We start from the raw sequence: 16115 nt of genomic DNA on the forward strand, positions 1-16115 counted from the left end.
TCTACCGGAACTCCGTTGTATAATGTTTTCGTAAATCGTAATGATACAAATCAGGAAAGGTAGAAAAAAGTGAAGAAAAGAAAAGTGATGATATTGGCGCTGGGGATGGCTATAGCGCTTGCCGGTTGCGGATCTTCAGGAAAAAATGCTGCTGATGAAGGTGGTTCGTCCTCCTTATTTAGCAAAATAGCAGAAAGTCAAAGTGCTGAGGGAGACGGCATCGAAGCAGATGCAAATGCAACGGATTCTGAAACCGGCGATAGCGCAGACATGGAAGAGTCTTTAGAAGAAACAGACGAAAGGCTGGATAATCCAACTCCTACAAGTGATGAAGCTAAAGAGCACAACAATATTCTGGGAGACCTTCTTCAGGGGAAAAGTACCCTGAGTTTTGACTACTACAAGAAGAATCTCTTTGTTTTCGAGGAGTATCTTTCTTATCAGGATGAGCTTATAAATCATATCGATACGAAAAAAACCTACACTCTGACTGAGCTGCAGGATACGTTCCAAAAAATAATAGACACAGAAGAATATTACTACCAAAAGGGTGACGTGGAACCCTTTGAATATTCTTTTCTGGACCTTGGTATGGACGGCGAGCTGGAGCTGGCAATACGCTCCGTTGGCCCCTACGTCGAAGAAGCGAGTATGCTCACCTTCATAGTGAAGGTCATTGATAATCAGCCTCAGGTTGTATATGTTTTTCCCAGCTGGTCCAGAAGCTATACGCTGATCAACAAATACGGATATATATCCGGCGGTGGCAGTAATGGTGCCTCTAATCACGCCTGGGATGCCGCATACCTTGATGGCGAAGGAAAATACATCTTTGGATACTATGAAGAAGAGGAATCTGAGTTAACATCCTTCGCATACAGTCATAAGCATGGCGACATTGATTTTAATGGCAAAAGCGGCGTTATCTGTGTTTACAAAATGGCTATTTCCGATGACTATAAGCAGTTCTACTACACTTATGACGTTTTTAACAGGGATACCTATGAACAAATTAAGATCCCGAATCTTTATACGGACAGCGAGTACAAAGACATTATGGACAGCTTCGAGGATGTTGAATTCCTGTCCATGGATGAATTTGAAGGTATAAAGGATGCACATCTGAAGGAGGTTGGTCTTACCGGCAGAATGATGAACGGCGGATATCTTGAATATAAGCCCGTTTCTGAATATGACCCTTCCAATGAAGTTTTCATTAGCTTTATCAACCCTGCAGACTACGAAACTATTCAGGATGAGCTGGCCGGTGCAGAGAAAATGCATGAGGCGTTCGTTTCAATGGACTGGGCAATGATGGGTCAGCAGGATATGAACTACCAGACAGGAGAGTGGTACAACTTCTGGGATGACGAGCTGAACCTTCTTTGGAAAAGAATTATCGCGGAAATAGATCCTGAAAAGAAGGATGGGCTGGTTTCAGAGCAGAGAGCCTGGATCAAGAGAAAAGAAGCTGCCATCAAGGCTGCCGGAAAAGAAGCAGAGGGTGGCTCACTTCAGCCACAGCTTGAAAACGGCACAGCAGAGCGCTATACGAGAAAAAGAGCCTATCAGCTTGCTGAAATTCTTGCGGATTTAAGAGGCGAGGAATTCCAGATTCCTGTGTCCGTTGCAGAGGATTTGGCAGATGTAGACGTAAGTCTTGACGAAGTATTTAAAAAGTTCGAAGGCCAGTGGATAACAAACCCTGAAAACGGCGCCTGCATCGGTGTTGAGAGATCATCTGAATGTGATTATGGTGTGGAAGGCAGTACCTGGACAGTCTGGGAGACAAGAGGAGATACGCTTTCAGACCTGAATGTCATAGATTTTACTGATACAACCATTACTTTTAAATTGCCTTATGGCAGTTTTGATGCTTATTATCAGCTTCGGTTCAATATTGCCGGAAATGTAGAGCTGGCATACGGTCAATCTCTTGATTCCATGAATGAGGTGTCCGTATCCCAGTGATTAGGGGGACTTATTTATGAAGAGTAGGTTTTGTTCGGTATTAAGAGCTTTTTGCAAAATAACAGCTGTTGTTTTTGCGATGACACTTTCCGTCGGGATATCTGCCCATGCAGCTTATGCAGATGGATGACTACTACAACTCGCATTCCTTTGCCCAGAGGGCGATTCCCTATCAGGATGGATTTATTTTTGCCAGCGAGGGAGATGCCTATCAGCGTGCATTTTCTGTGTCTTTTATTACTCCTACAGAGGATAAGATGACTGAAGAAGAGTATGAAGCGTATTACCGAAGCCATGAGGATCAGATGAATTACTGGGGCGAATATCCGGCATACGAACCCATAGATGAGGCCAGAGCATCGTATACAGGAAAAGAAAGGGCCAGTGTCAGGAATTATGATCTTTTCCACTTCTGGTTAAAAAAGAACAAGGCTGACGATATGTATATAGTCAACAACAATTTCGCTCATATGGGCGGAATTGCGGTAGCTGACAATAATCATGTTGCCCTTGTAGGAACCTCTGCAAAAGCCCTTGATAAGAAGGCTGCAAAACAAAGGGAGTCCCTCTTTATTCAGATTTTTGATCCCACTTCTGATTTGCGAAACGAATCATCCTACGCAATAAACAGTAAACGTGCGGGAACATCGGGTATTATGGGTACGGATAAAGTCACAGACTACGGTATAAAGTGGCTTACCGATGGAAAATTTGAGGTAAAAAATCCCCAGGTCGTAGCTGACCACAAGGGACGTTTTGTAGTACTTTTTGAAAAATACTCAGGAGGCAGAAACCAGGGAGTCTTTTACACAATAGTTGATAAAAGCGGCAAAATCGCCAGGAAAATCACCAGATTTGCCGGGGATGCCTGCCTCAATCCATGTGAAATGCCTAAGCTTTCGGGAAAGACCATCTTCTGGACAGCAAATAAGAATGGCTACACCGCCTTATACACATTTAAGTTAAAAGTGAAATAAAACACAGCCATATACAGGAATCATGTAAACAGAATGTGAACAAATGCAGAGTTTTATTAACAAACTGTTCAAATGGCTTTTAAGATTAGTTAAGTTTTGGAGGGTATTATGAATACATCAAGAGGTGATACTCTTGTTGAAAATGTTAGAAAACTTTTTCATAACTGCTGTCCGGTAGAACCGGACAGCATCCTCCCGACTTTACAGCTGCCGATTAAGGCAGCTTTTTTATATAATATTGAATGTAAATTGACGTCATATTTGAATGAAAGAATACGATTATGATAATAGAGTGCATATATCAATCGATATATGCACTCTACTTAATAACTGGTTATGCTATTGTGATGAAAATCGGCGTGACTGCTCCATAACGTTACAGTTCTACAGCATTCTCAATTCCAAGGCTTTCTTCGATTTCGCTGCTATCAGCTGAGCCTGTCTCATCGGTAGCAATCTCTGATTCTGCGGCAATAGATGCCTTTTCATCAGCATCATCGATACCCATGATTTCGTTCAGCATCTTTTGCAGCATCTGCTCAATCAGTTCATGTAACTCCTCGAGAACTCTGCTGTGGAAGGAGCCGCCTGAGGAGGCGCTGCTTTCTGAGCTATCGCTTCTTACAGCAACCGCTTTCTGATCGGAGGTTTCTGAAGAGGAGCTCATGCTGCCAATTCCCATCAGTCTTTCGAAGAAGTTCTCCAGCTGCTCGAAGAGCTTCTTGGCGCCGGACAGATTGCTGTTTCCTTCTGCTGAGAATCCGACCATATACAGATAGTTGCCTTTTTCTGTAATGTCCGCGGGAGCTGCGTCTCTGACAGCCTTCATTGCGTTATCGGCAAGCCCTTCAGTATCCCTGATATAGGCGCAGAGCGTTGCGAAACCTGCGTAGTCGGTATCTGTGGGATCTACGGAATAAGGATCGATCTCCTTAGAGAAAGCATTTCCATCCTTATCCACGCCGGATGCGGTGTAGATTCGCGTTCCATTTGTCACTTTAATCGTAATCTGAAGCTCCTGGCTGCCATCGTTTATGTCGAATTCAGAGCCGGCCGGAATAGCTGCCTTACTTTCTGAGTCCAAGCTTGAAGAAGCAGCTACCTTGCTTTCAGAGTCAGAATCGCCATCTTCGATAATCTTGCCGGAATCCTTGTCCCAGTTCGAGAGGGCAGAGGAGATACTATCCGGCACCTTTGCTGTAATTATTCTTGTGTAGGAAAGCGTCGCATCACTGTTATCCGGCTTTGCCAGGCCATGAGGTGTAATGTTTGCATTTGTTATTTCAGGAAGTGATTCGTCGCCTGCAGATTTTCCGGAAGCCACATTTAAAGCCGTAAGAAATGCCGGAGCTTCACTGATTTCTGCTGATTTTGTCTGCTGCTGGTTCGCAGAACCTACCTTATAAACGCCAAAAGCCATGTAGACACTGCGATAGCCACTAATGTTGTTCGTATTATCCATATAAATCCTTTCTGCGCACCATCAGTCAATCCGGTGCACACCACTCCCCAAAGGACCGAGTGGTTTTATCTAGAAACTAAGTCACGATTTTCCTCCTTTCCGGGACAAAAAAACGCGCCTTAATGTAGTCCCTTCACATTAAAGCGCTATCCATAGCTGTAATATATATCGGTTAATTGCCACAAAACCTTAAGTATTAAAAATTTATAACCTTAACCATTTACCAAACTAAGCGTGTAAAATATAAACATAGTGATTTTCAGAAGTATTTGCAGCTTACTATAACTAATTGCAGAATTCACCGCTCATCACATCCAAATACCAAACGCGGATAGCATAGGAGAGTGCTTATGGTTCTTTATCTAACCAGCAGTTTTATACCGTACAGGGAATCGGAGGCTTATGGAAAAGGCTCTCCTGTAGAAAACTATGGTTTTTTTGATGACCTTAAGGGAGAGTGGGAAAAGCCCGCAAACCTCCTCTATGTGCCCTGTGATCCGGATGCAATCAGTGAAAACAAGGATCAGCTGCATCAGGTTCTTGATACATTCAAGAGAGAAAATCTTCCGGTAAAGGAAGTAAAAATGCTGGACGGGAAAAATCCGGCGACCGATCTTGTTGCCTGGTCGGATGTTATATATCTTTCCGGTGGTCATGCTCCTACGCAGCTGGCCTTTATGAAGCAGCTTCATTTCAAGGAAGCCCTTGCAGGTTATAAGGGTATAATCATTGGTCTTGGTGCCGGTTCCATGAACGCAGCTTTTTATGTATATCACATGCCTGAGTTTGATAAGGAGGCCAAAAATCCCAACTATATCAGATTTTCAGATGGTCTTGATCTTACGAATATCCAGATAATACCCCATAGAGAATATCTTTTGGATAAAACCATCGGCGGACTTAAGCTTGTGGAAGATATTGTGTTGCCTGACAGCTTTGGTTGCAGATTCTATTTTGTATCCGATGGAAGCTATTTTAAGGTAAAAAATGGCAAAACCATATTCAGAGGCGAGGGAGAAGTAATAGAGGACGGAGAGAGAAGTCCCCTTGAGCAGGGCGATGTTATCCCGTATATGAGCTATGTTGAGCAGCCTGTCATCAGAACCATTATTTCAGAGGGCTACGATATTATTTTTGGTGTGGAAAAGCATGATGGCCGCTGCGAAGTATATTTTTTGAAGGACAATGTTGCCGGTATTTTTGAGCGAAGCAGACTTAATTATCAAGAAATCTGTGAAAAAGTCGCTGAGATAGTGGTCGAAGATGAGAGAGAGGCCTTTCTTGACCAGATAAGACTGCCTGTCATCCAAAAAGAGATGAAGGAAAGAGATCATTATGTCAGAACGGTCCACGTGGATACTTCGTCAGGAGTGCGCGCCAAAAATATACGTGTTCGCGAGGTTCCGGGATACCCTGACTGGTACATGGTCATGTACATTGACATCACGGCACTTCTGGATCACGACTGGATGACGGATGAATACGCAAGAACCGGCTTTATGGACAGAAGTAAGCTTTTCCTTAAAGAGCTTACCGAAGGGGAGCATTATTCCCTGGTTTACGCCAATATTAAGGGCTTTAAGGCTGTAAATGAGCTGTTTGGAAATAAGAGGGGCGACATCGTAATTTTCAGGACAAGGGATGCCCTCAGAAAATATCTGCGACCCATCATCATGGGAAGACTTGAGGGAGACAATTTTGTCCTTATTACTGCAGATGAGAATATTACCGAAAAAAACCTAAAGGCCATGTGCCGTCAGGTTTTCAAGACAGAAACCATAGAATATAACTACGAGATTCATTGCGGAATATATCCGATAACGAATCCCAAGGTTGATATTACCCAGATGGTTGCGGGGGCAAAGATAGCGGAGAGAAGCATATACAGCAGTAACAGAAAGCTTTTATATGCCTATTATGACGACTCACTTAAGGAGCAGTACGTAAAACAGCGTTACCTTTTGGCTGATTACCATAGAGCGCTGATGGACAACGAATTCGAGGCCTACTATCAGCCCATCGTTAATGCCAAATCCGGTGAGATCGTCAGCGCAGAAATGCTGATCAGATGGCAGCACAGGGACCTTGGAATGGTTTCTCCCGCAGATTTTATCCCTATCATAGAATCGGAGGGCAAAACCGCAGAGCTCGACAGATTCATGCTGCAAAGAGGCGTCGATTTTATCAAGAAGCGCACCGCAGAAGGCAAAAAGATCGTGCCATGCGCCATAAACCTCTCCAGAGTGGATTTTTACGATATATCCTTCATTGAGAGCATATTTGATTTGATCAAGGAAAAGAAAATAGATCCGTCTCTTGTAAGATTTGAAGTGACAGAGTCTGCCTACGCAGATCTTGAGGATAGAGCTCTAAAATACCTTAGTCAGATGAAAAAGCAGGGAATAAAGATCCTTCTTGATGATTACGGTAGCGGAATGAGCTCGTTATCCATGCTGGAAACCTTTGATTTTGACATAATCAAGCTGGACATCGGCTTTATCAGGAAAATCGGTATAAACAAGAAGTCGGAAGCCATAATAATCTCCACCATTAACCTGGCCCATGCCATGGGTGCCAAGGTTACAGCAGAGGGTGTTGAGACCGATAAGCAGATGAAGTTCCTGCTGGATGCAGGCTGTGACTATATTCAGGGCTTTTATTTCTACAAGCCGCTGCCTGAAATAGCCTTCGAATATCTGCTTGAATGATCAATAACCGGCACTAACAAGCAAACGGGTATAGTCAGATACCGGGTTTTCCAGGATTTCCTTTGTGAAGCCGGATTCAACTATTTTTCCCTCCTTCATGACAATGATGCGGTCGCATAGCTGGCTTGTCAGAGTTATGTCGTGAGTTATAAAAAGGATTGAGATACCGCTTTTTTTCAGTTCAAGCAGGTATCTGATTATCTCTGCCTGAACGCAGACATCAAGCGCGCTGGTGATTTCATCGCAGATAAGGAGTCTCGGTCTTCCGATAAGTGACCTTGCAATAGTAGCTCTCTGGCATTCTCCGCCGGAGAGTTCTTTTGGATAGCGATCAAGATATTCCGAAGAAAGCCCCATTTTCTGCAGTTCTGCAGCTGCTTCATCATAAAAAGCCTTTTTATCGACCTTTTCATAATAAACGACAGCTTCCTTCAGGTTCTCAAATATCGTCATGTGAGGATTAAGCGCAGAAGTGGGATTTTGGAAGATCATCTGCATGGATTTCCGCTGAAGCTGCGCAGCTTTTCCCTTGAAAACAAGCTCTTTTCCGTCATAAAAAATGCTCCCGCTGTCAGCCTTTACAAAACCGGCAATAATTCCGGCAACAGTGCTTTTTCCGCTGCCGCTTTCGCCGACAATTCCGATGCATTCGCCCTCATCCATCGTACATGAAAAGTCAGAGACTGCCTTTGTGGACTCGGAAGCCTTCTTAAAAGTCTTATTCAGATTTTTTATCTCAAGTATTTTTGTCATTTTTCATCCAATATCCAGTGAGTTTCAGTGATGCTTAATCGTTCAGCAAGGGCGCCTTCAGTGCTTTCTTCGTGATACATTTTGTAGCCCGCATAGTCTGTGTCGCGCCTTGGAGATGCTGCTATTAGGCTTTGGGTATAGAGGTGACGGGGATTTTTCAGGATATCCACCGCTGTTCCCCATTCAACCAGTTTGCCTTTATACATTACGCCTATGTAGTCAGACATGGCTTCTGCCAGCTTTATATCATGGGTTACAAGCAAAAGAGAAGCGTTCAGTTTTTCCTTAACCTTTTTAATGAGATCGGCGGTCTGCGTCCTTATTATCTGATCAAGGGCGCTTGTGGGTTCGTCCGCAAGAATCAACTTTGCCTTTGCACAGCCAAGAATCATGGCGATGGACACACGCTGACACATTCCACCTGAAAGCTCAATGGGATAGGAATTAAGGACCTTCTCCGGGTTGTCAAAGGAGAGACTTGTAAGTAGCTCTTTAGACAGCGTATTTGCCTCTTTACGGGAGATTTTGTTCTGGAGGATAAAATAGTCCTCCATCTGTCTTCCGACCCTGTAAATGGGGTCTAAATAGCTTTCCGGGTTCTGAAAAATGGTTACTATCTGACTGCCCAGAAGTTTTCTTTTATCCTTCAAGGGCATGCTGCCAAGCTCATGACCGTCAAAAACCAGTTCTCCCTGACAGACTGCACTTGAAGATAAAAGTCCCGTAATAGCAGAAAGAGTAGTGGTTTTACCACTACCGCTTTCCCCGATCAGGCAAACAGCAGCGCACTCAGGGACTTCAAAAGAGATGTCCCTGCAGGCGTAGCTTTCACCGTATTTTACATTCAGTTTTTTTACATCAAGAATATTCTTAGTTAACATCGATATCAGAAGTCATCATGTAGTACTCAGAAGGGTTAACGGTTACTCCGGATACATTGTTTCTGTAGCAGAAGATGAGCTTTGTGCTTGCGATAAAATCAAAAGGTCTCTCGTTTACGATCTCCTGGCAGATCTGGCGGGAAAGGTCATACTGCTCATTAACATCAAAGGTTGTGCTCATTTTCTTTGCCATCTCATCAACCTTGGCATTTGAATACTTACCGAAGTTGTCAGAAGCATCAGATACAAAAACAAGGTTTGTGAAGTACTGAGGTGTTCCGATAGGTGCCATAGCATAGGAGTCGATTACGATATCGAAATCGCCGTCCTGCTCAGTCTCAACCATAACATCCATAGTTTCGATGTTGATGCCGATACCAACGTTTGCAAGCTCTGCCTGCATCATATCAGCAAGCTGAAGAGTCTCGTTGTTGTAGCTGTAGGTCATAAGCTTGAAGCTAAGTTCGTTTCCGTCCTTATCAAGTGTTCCGTCACCGTTTGTATCTTCGTAACCTGCATCAGCAAGGATTTCCTTAGCCTTTTCGGGATCAAACTTATCGATTGTAAGTGTAAGTCCGTCTGTGCCGCCAAAAGGAACAGCTGTTGAATATACACCGTAGGAAGCCTCTGAATAGCCGTTGTAAACAACATCAGCGAAGCTCTCACGGTCTACGCACCAGCCGATTGCTTCTCTTACAGCAGGATCGTTAATGCCTTCATGCTGAAGATTGTAAACAAGGAATGCGCTTCTTGTAGAAGTAGCAGCATCAATTGTGTATTCGGAAGCATCAGAGAACATCTCTGTCTCAGCAGCATCCATGCGGGCGATCATATCGATATCGCCATTCTGAAGAGCCATTGCAAGAGTGTTCATATCATCAACGATCTTAAGCTCAACTCTGTCAAGCTTGGGCTCTGAACCCCAGTAGTTCTCGTTCTTTACCATGTCTACGTGATCCATGGAGGTAAAGGATGTAGCTACGAAAGGACCTGTACATGCTACACCAAGCTCAGCATCAGGCTCTGCGCTTGCATCATAGATTCCAAGAAGAGGATCGCAAAGGTCATTGAGCATTGTAGGATTGGGATCCTTTGTTACGATTGTAAGCTCCTGGCCGTCAGCCTCAATTGAAGCGATTCCAAGAGTTCCCTCTGCACGCTCGTTGTTTGCGTATGTGCGCTCGAAGCAAGCCTTTACTGCCTCTGCGGTTACAGGGTTGCCGTTTGAGAAGGTAACGCCATCACGAATGACGAACTTCCATGTTGTGTCATCAACCTGCTCATAGCTCTCAGCGATGTAAGGCTGAGGAACATACTCTTCGTTAAGTCTGAGAAGATTCTCGCTGATTCCGTAGATTGACATGATCCAGCCATCCCAGCCGTTTGCAACATCAAGTGTCTCAGCACCAAACCAACCGCTTGTAGCGCCTGCGCGGAGAACTTTTTCTCCTGTTGCATCAGCACTTTCTTCCGCATCAGCTGTTTCATCAGCTTCAGTAGCTTCTTCAGCCTCTGTGCTTTCAGCTGCATCTACATTTTCCTCTGTTTCAGCTGTGTCCTCTGCAGGAGCTTCCTCTGAAGTCTCCACAGCTGCAGTTTCTGTCTCATTACCTGCGTTATTTCCGCAGCCTGTAGCTGCCATGGAAAGCATAGAAGCAGCAAGTAATAAGCTAACAATTTTCTTTTTCATAATAACCTCCGAAAAATAGATAAAAATTATAAGTGATTTATTTTCTCCTCGATGGCTTCGCCAAAGAGGTTAAATCCAATAACAACCAAAAACAGTGCGATACCGTTGAAGCCGATTATCCAGGGTGCTTTTTGCAGATAATCCCTGGCTTCGCTCATTACCGTTCCCCATTCTGCAGTGGGGCGTACCGCACCAAGTCCCAAAAAGGACAGACCTGCAATTGAGAGTATTACACTTCCAATGTCCAGCATCAGGGTAATGATCATGGTTCCCGATATTCCGGGAAGTATATATTTTCTGAATATAGATAAGTGGTCTGCTCCGCACAGCCACGCTGCTTTTACATAATTATCCGCTCTTATCTGCTGTACAAGGCTCCTTGCCAGTTTGGCGTAGGTTATCCAGTACACCGCGCACAGAGCGATAATGGCGTTCTTTATGTCCTGGCCAAGAATTCCGGCAATGGCTATTGCAAGCACGAAGGACGGAAAAGCCTGAAAAATTGTGATGATGTCGGATATGATCTCATCAACAATACAGCCAAGATATCCTGCTAAAATACCGAGGAAGATACCAATAACAGCTGATATTAAAACAACTGCCAGCGCAGTAAAGACAGAAGTTCTGCCGCCTGCGATTATTCTGCAAAATATGCATCTCCCAAGGTTGTCGGTGCCGCAAATATGAGCTGCCGAAGGTTTTTGGAAGGCCTCGCGCATATTTGTCTTGTAGGGATCATGCTTTATAAAAAACGGACCGATAAGGAGTGCTACAGCAATGAAGGCAATCCACGCAGAGGATATTATCATCCTTTTTTTCATTATGACCTTGCCTCCCTTCTTATCCTTGGATCGATTACGTTACAGATAATATCTGCAAGGAAATTAAGTCCTAAGAAAATCAGCGCCATCCACACAACATAGCCTTGGATGACCGGATAATCCCTTGCGGATATGGAGTCTACTGCAAGCTTTCCAACGCCGTTCCAGACAAAAATGCTCTCAACGATGGCAGTTCCGCCGAGCATCGAGCCAACTGACATGGAAAAAAGCGTTATCAGCGGCGCAAGGCAGTTTTTAAGCACATGTCGAAACAATATGGTGCTGTCTGAAAATCCCTTTGCCATGAGCCCTTTTACATAATCCTGCTGTAATTCTTTGAGGACCATGGAGCGAATCTGTCTGACATACCAGGCACCAAGCGTAAGTGAGAGAGTAAGTGCCGGCATGACTATTCCGGACATTCCTTTTGGAAGAACCGCAAACCACTTGAGCTTTAGTGCAAGAAAATATAACAGGATAAGGGCAAGAAAGAAGGACGGCAGCGAGGAAAACAGGTATGTTATAACTCTTACTGCATGATCGAATGCTCCATCCTTTTTCCAGGCACAGATTATTCCCACCGGGGTGGATATCAAAGCCATCAAAGTAAGTGAAACAAAGGTCAGCAAAATTGTATTCGGAATGGCATTTGTCAGAAGAAACGCCACACTTTTTCTGCTTTTATAGGAAATTCCCATATTCCCTGTAAGAATTCCCTTCAGCCAGCTCAAATACTGCACAAGCATCGGTCTGTCCAGACCAAGCTCTTTTCTGACTTTGGCAAGAGTCTGGGCATTTACTCTCATTCCACTCTGTGAAAGCTGAATTTGTGCAGGATCTCCCGGTGACAGATATGAAAGTGCAAAGGATAAAAAGGTGATTCCCACCAGCAGGATCAGTATTCTTATGATTTTTCTGATCATAATTTTTTTCATCACTTTACCGCCTGTATCAGAAACATGGGAGTGGAGCCAAAGTTGATCTGCTCTTCACGGTCCCATACATTTTGCCAGATTTCCGTGTCTGTGGATACTGCAGAAAAGCCGCATTTAAGAAGGGCGCTTTCATCCCATTCCGGTCTGTTTTCTTTGGAAAGAGGCAGCGTCATGGCTATTTGCTCCATCTTTTCTGCGTTTTCAACATTATTAAAATCAAACAGCCCTTCCTCTTTGACGTTTTCCCTGTCCTCTTCATATTCCTGAAGCTTTTCATCATCAAAGAGATATGCGTACCAGTTTGCATCAAAAACAAAGAGCCTGCCGCCCGGTTTTAAAACTCTTTTCCACTCTGCATAGCAGGCTTCCGGGTTTTGCAGATTCCAGGTGACATTGCGGTTTATTACCACATCGAAGCTTTCATCTTTAAAGGATAGCTCATCAGCATCCATCTGCAGGAATGCTATGTCATCTTTATAGGTTCCCGCATTGGATTTGGCATGGTTAAGCATTTCTATTGAAGAATCAATGCCGGTTACGTCGTAGCCGCACTTTTTCAGTAAAATAGAAAAAAAGCCCGGACCGGTACCTATGTCCAGAATTCTTATGTCGTCGTTTTTCTTGTCAGGGAATGCTTCTTGAATCAGGTCTGTAAGAACGGCTTGCCAAAGATTTTTTCTGCTACCGTTTAATTCTGTTATGTTTAATTCCGAATAGGTTTCTGAGCGTTTATCCCAGTAATCCTGTATGTCTTTTGTTAATTTCTTTTCCATTTTTCTCATTTCCAACGTTCTATAAAATACATTAAGAAAAATGGTTGTACAAGCCCCTGGGGGGGATATAAAACCAAACGGAAATAAACATATTAAAAGATTATTTGAGAAATTTATGTTTTATAGATTATCTTCGCCCCATTTCTTAAGATCTAAAAGAATGGGGATGAGGCTTTTTGCTTTATCTGTGAGATTATATTCGACCCTCACAGGCATTTCATCATACTGTTTTCTTTCAACCAAACCGTCTGCTTCAAGCTCTTTTAATGAGTTGGCAAGCATAGTGTTAGTGATACCGTTCACTGCGCGGTTAAGCTCTCCGTAACGGACAACTTCTTTATAGTCTATGACGCACAGAATCATGATCTTCCATTTACCGCCTACTATATCTATGACTTTCTTAAGGCCGCAGCCTTTTCCTGCAATATCTTCACATAATGGCTCTTTTTTAACTGTTTTACTCATGGTACGTTTTTCCTTACTTGATACATATAAACTGAATACTTGATATATTTTGTATACCACCTATAATATGATTATCAGTATGCAAAATCAAGTGTTAAAAGCAGAAAGGAATAGAAAAATGACATTAAGTGAAAGAGCTGAAAAAGCAGTAGAAATGAAGAATTCGGGCAGATACAATTGTGCCCAGTCCGTAACGGCAGCGCTGGCTGACCAGACTAAGCTTTCCGAGGAGGACTTAAAGCAGCTTTCTGCAGGATTTTGTGCCGGAATGGGCAATCTTGAAGCAACCTGTGGCGCCCTTATCGGAGCAGGCATGATTGCAGGCTTAAAGACAGAGGGAAAGGGTACTCTGGGCGTAACAAAGCAAATTCAGGAGGAGTTTGGCAGAAGATGCGGCTCTATAAAATGCAAGGAACTGAAGGCAGTAACCGACGGCAAGCCGCTGTGTCCCTGTGAGGAATGCGTAAGAAACGCAGTCCTGATATACGGAGAAGTACTGGGTTTATAAGGAAAGAGTTGTAGGAAATCCGCCAAAATACTGAGTTTTCAATAAAAAACCGCAATTTTTGAGTATAGATTGTTGGTTTCGTCTGTTAAGATTACATAGGGGGTAATAGACGGAAGAAGGTATTTGGGGATGAACCATTATACTATCTATAATTATTTTGATTGAATCAGGCTGCCATATCTGTTTTGGCAGTCTGTTTTTGATTAATTCTTTTAAACAGGTTACATGCTTAGGATAAAGTTGGGAGGGAAAAATATGCTGACAGACATTTATGAAGGAAATAAGGCACTGCGTGCCATCGGGGACGGTTCTACTTGGCATGAAGCATATACAAGAAAGGTGTGCCAAAGAACCGTCCCCAATGGCACAGAAGGAGGAAAGCTATGATAATTTGCAGCGTATTAGCTCCATGCAGATAAATAAATTTGTATGGAGGGTAAATAATAATGAAAAATAAAATAAAGGAATTAAGAGATTTATACATAATTTGGATTACGCAGAGTTTGTCCCAGCTTGGCAGCGCAATAACAGAATTTGCGCTGACACTTTGGATATATGAAAAGACCGGATCTGCGCTGAGCACGGCAGCACTTACAATCTGCACTTATGCACCGTACGTTATTATGAGCATTTTTGCCGGGGCAATAACAGATAAATTCGATAAAAAGAAAACCATGCTCATCTGCGATCTTTTGGCGGCGCTTACGACAGTTGTTGTATTTGTTTTATACAAAAACGATGCACTTACAATTTGGCATCTGTACGCCATCAATGCGTTCTCGGGGCTTATGAACACTGTTCAGCAGCCTGCTTCAGAAGTGGCATATTCACTTATCGTTCCAAAGGAACAGTATCAGAAGACCGGCGGTTTTCAGCAGTTGTCGCGTTCTCTTATATCAATTGGAAATCCGCTTATTGCTGCGGCACTTTATGGACTGGCAGGACTGGATGTGGTGATAGCTGTAGATCTTCTGACTTTTGCCATAGCATTTGTGGCATTGCTGTTTTTCATAAAACTTCCTGAGATTCAGGAGGGATCAGATAATAACGATAATGTGATCAAACTGGCTAAAGAGGGGATTAGTTTCCTGAAGGAAACACCACTTATTCTTACCATAATCCTGTTTATGTCAGGTGTTAATCTTACAGCTTCAACTTTTGATGCTGTACTTCCGGCGCTTGTCATACCTCAAAAAGGCAACAATGTGTATGGAATAGTAACAGCCTGCTCAGGACTGGCAATGGTAGCAGGAAGCTTCCTTCCTATGATTTTGCCTAAACCTAAAGACAGAGTAAGAGTAATTTATCTTACAATGCTTTTTTCACTTGGGATAGAAAACTTCGTACTGGCATTTTCAAGAAATCCTGTTTTATGGTGCATCGGTCAGATCTTAGGCTGGGTATTTGTACCGCTTATGGCTGCCAACCAGAATGTAATAATGAGGAATGTTATTCCTATAGAGCTTCAGGGAAGAGTGTATGCTTGCAGAAATACTCTGCAGTTTTTCACCATTCCGATCGGCCTATTCCTTGGAGGATTCTTTGTAGACAAAATCTGCGAACCATTTATGACTTTGAGAAGTGATAATGCATTCTGGACGCTCCTTTTTGGAACCGGAAAGGGCTCAGGAGCAGCACTAATGATGTTCATACTTGGAGTGTCCGGAACTGTCCTTTGCATAACATCAGGTCAGATTATGAAAAAATATAAATATACTGAATAATCCGAACCGATTCGTGCCATTGGGGACTGCCATTGGGGACGGTTCTACTTGGCACGCAGAATGCCACAGGGGACGGTTCTCTTTGGCATGAAGTACACAAGAAAGGCGTGCCAAAGAGAACCGTCCCCGATGGCACACGGATGATATTGATCAGATTGAGCTGCTTCTTGCCCATGCTATCTATGATATCTGTAGCACTGGGTGAGATGCTTTTTGGAGTCCTTAATGATGCATTCATAGTGTACGTATCCATATTTATTGGAGCAATCGGAGTTGGAATAGGGTCAATAATGTACTCAATTGTTGACAAATATCATATATATGCGAAACGAGAGGAAAATTAAGAAGATTTTGTGAACTTCATTCTGTTTTAGGTTCATTTTAGTTTTCTCATCCATAATCTCCACTAAAGCAAAGCATTGCAGATGCAATTTTCAAAGGAAATAT

The 16115-nt window shown here is 43.2% G+C and carries 14 protein-coding genes; 6 read left to right on the plus strand and 8 right to left on the minus strand.

The genetic code is table 11. The features are described 5' to 3' along the window. Window positions 1–69: 69 nt before the first annotated feature. Both G608_RS0108320 and G608_RS0108325 read left to right on the plus strand, forming a co-directional pair. Window positions 70–1971 carry a lysozyme inhibitor LprI family protein gene (locus G608_RS0108320; protein ID WP_026495649.1) on the plus strand — a complete coding sequence of 634 codons (1902 nt, stop codon included), beginning with the start codon at window positions 70–72 and terminating at the stop codon, window positions 1969–1971. Between the two features lie 107 nt (window positions 1972–2078). Further along, complete coding sequence (locus G608_RS0108325) at window positions 2079–2948, plus strand: hypothetical protein (protein WP_026495650.1); 870 nt, start codon at window positions 2079–2081, stop codon at window positions 2946–2948. 376 nt (window positions 2949–3324) lie between these two features. Here the strand turns inward: G608_RS0108325 and G608_RS0108335 are convergent, their stop codons facing one another. Next, complete coding sequence (locus G608_RS0108335) at window positions 3325–4410, minus strand: hypothetical protein (protein ID WP_026495651.1); 1086 nt, start codon at window positions 4408–4410, stop codon at window positions 3325–3327. Window positions 4411–4760: 350 nt separating this feature from the next. On the opposite strand from G608_RS0108335, the gene G608_RS0108340 reads away from it, so the two are divergent. Further along, on the plus strand, window positions 4761–7118 hold the full coding sequence (locus G608_RS0108340) for an EAL domain-containing protein (RefSeq protein WP_026495652.1): 2358 nt from the start codon (window positions 4761–4763) through the stop codon (window positions 7116–7118). Here G608_RS0108340 and G608_RS0108345 read toward each other — a convergent pair whose 3' ends face one another. From G608_RS0108345 to G608_RS0108375, 7 genes are all read right to left on the minus strand, one after another. Further along, window positions 7119–7871 (minus strand): ABC transporter ATP-binding protein, encoded by a 753-nt coding sequence (locus G608_RS0108345; RefSeq protein ID WP_026495653.1) that lies wholly within the window; start codon window positions 7869–7871, stop codon window positions 7119–7121. Then, window positions 7868–8752: an ABC transporter ATP-binding protein gene (locus tag G608_RS20480; protein WP_051209032.1), complete on the minus strand. Its 885-nt coding sequence runs from the start codon at window positions 8750–8752 to the stop codon at window positions 7868–7870. Before G608_RS20480 ends, G608_RS0108345 begins: the two co-directional genes overlap by 4 nt. Then, window positions 8742–10442: an ABC transporter substrate-binding protein gene (locus tag G608_RS0108355; RefSeq protein WP_026495654.1), complete on the minus strand. Its 1701-nt coding sequence runs from the start codon at window positions 10440–10442 to the stop codon at window positions 8742–8744. Before G608_RS0108355 ends, G608_RS20480 begins: the two co-directional genes overlap by 11 nt. Before the next feature lie 26 nt (window positions 10443–10468). Continuing rightward, window positions 10469–11263 (minus strand): ABC transporter permease, encoded by a 795-nt coding sequence (locus tag G608_RS0108360; protein ID WP_026495655.1) that lies wholly within the window; start codon window positions 11261–11263, stop codon window positions 10469–10471. Further along, on the minus strand, window positions 11263–12198 hold the full coding sequence (locus G608_RS0108365; RefSeq protein WP_026495656.1) for an ABC transporter permease: 936 nt from the start codon (window positions 12196–12198) through the stop codon (window positions 11263–11265). Before G608_RS0108365 ends, G608_RS0108360 begins: the two co-directional genes overlap by 1 nt. Further along, the gene (locus G608_RS0108370; protein WP_026495657.1) at window positions 12198–12971 is read right to left on the minus strand and encodes a class I SAM-dependent methyltransferase; all 774 of its coding nucleotides are present in this window, start codon (window positions 12969–12971) and stop codon (window positions 12198–12200) included. The genes G608_RS0108365 and G608_RS0108370 overlap by 1 nt, the downstream gene beginning before the upstream one ends. Before the next feature lie 120 nt (window positions 12972–13091). Next, complete coding sequence (locus G608_RS0108375; RefSeq protein ID WP_081677362.1) at window positions 13092–13436, minus strand: winged helix-turn-helix transcriptional regulator; 345 nt, start codon at window positions 13434–13436, stop codon at window positions 13092–13094. A gap of 118 nt (window positions 13437–13554) precedes the next feature. On the opposite strand from G608_RS0108375, the gene G608_RS0108380 reads away from it, so the two are divergent. The 3 genes from G608_RS0108380 (at window position 13555) to G608_RS20485 (ending at window position 15668) form a co-directional block, all read left to right on the plus strand. Beyond that, window positions 13555–13944, plus strand: a complete 390-nt coding sequence (locus G608_RS0108380) for a C-GCAxxG-C-C family protein (RefSeq protein ID WP_026495659.1) — start codon at window positions 13555–13557, stop codon at window positions 13942–13944. A gap of 255 nt (window positions 13945–14199) precedes the next feature. Next, a complete protein-coding gene (locus G608_RS24130) occupies window positions 14200–14331 on the plus strand; it encodes a hypothetical protein (RefSeq protein ID WP_255345324.1) in 132 nt (43 codons plus the stop codon). Window positions 14332–14390: 59 nt separating this feature from the next. Further along, window positions 14391–15668, plus strand: coding sequence for an MFS transporter (locus G608_RS20485; RefSeq protein WP_035795043.1), 1278 nt, complete (start codon window positions 14391–14393; stop codon window positions 15666–15668). Window positions 15669–16115 lie beyond the last annotated feature (447 nt).

It is taken from the genome of Butyrivibrio sp. WCD3002, assembly GCF_000424265.1.
GTDB lineage: Bacteria > Bacillota > Clostridia > Lachnospirales > Lachnospiraceae > Butyrivibrio.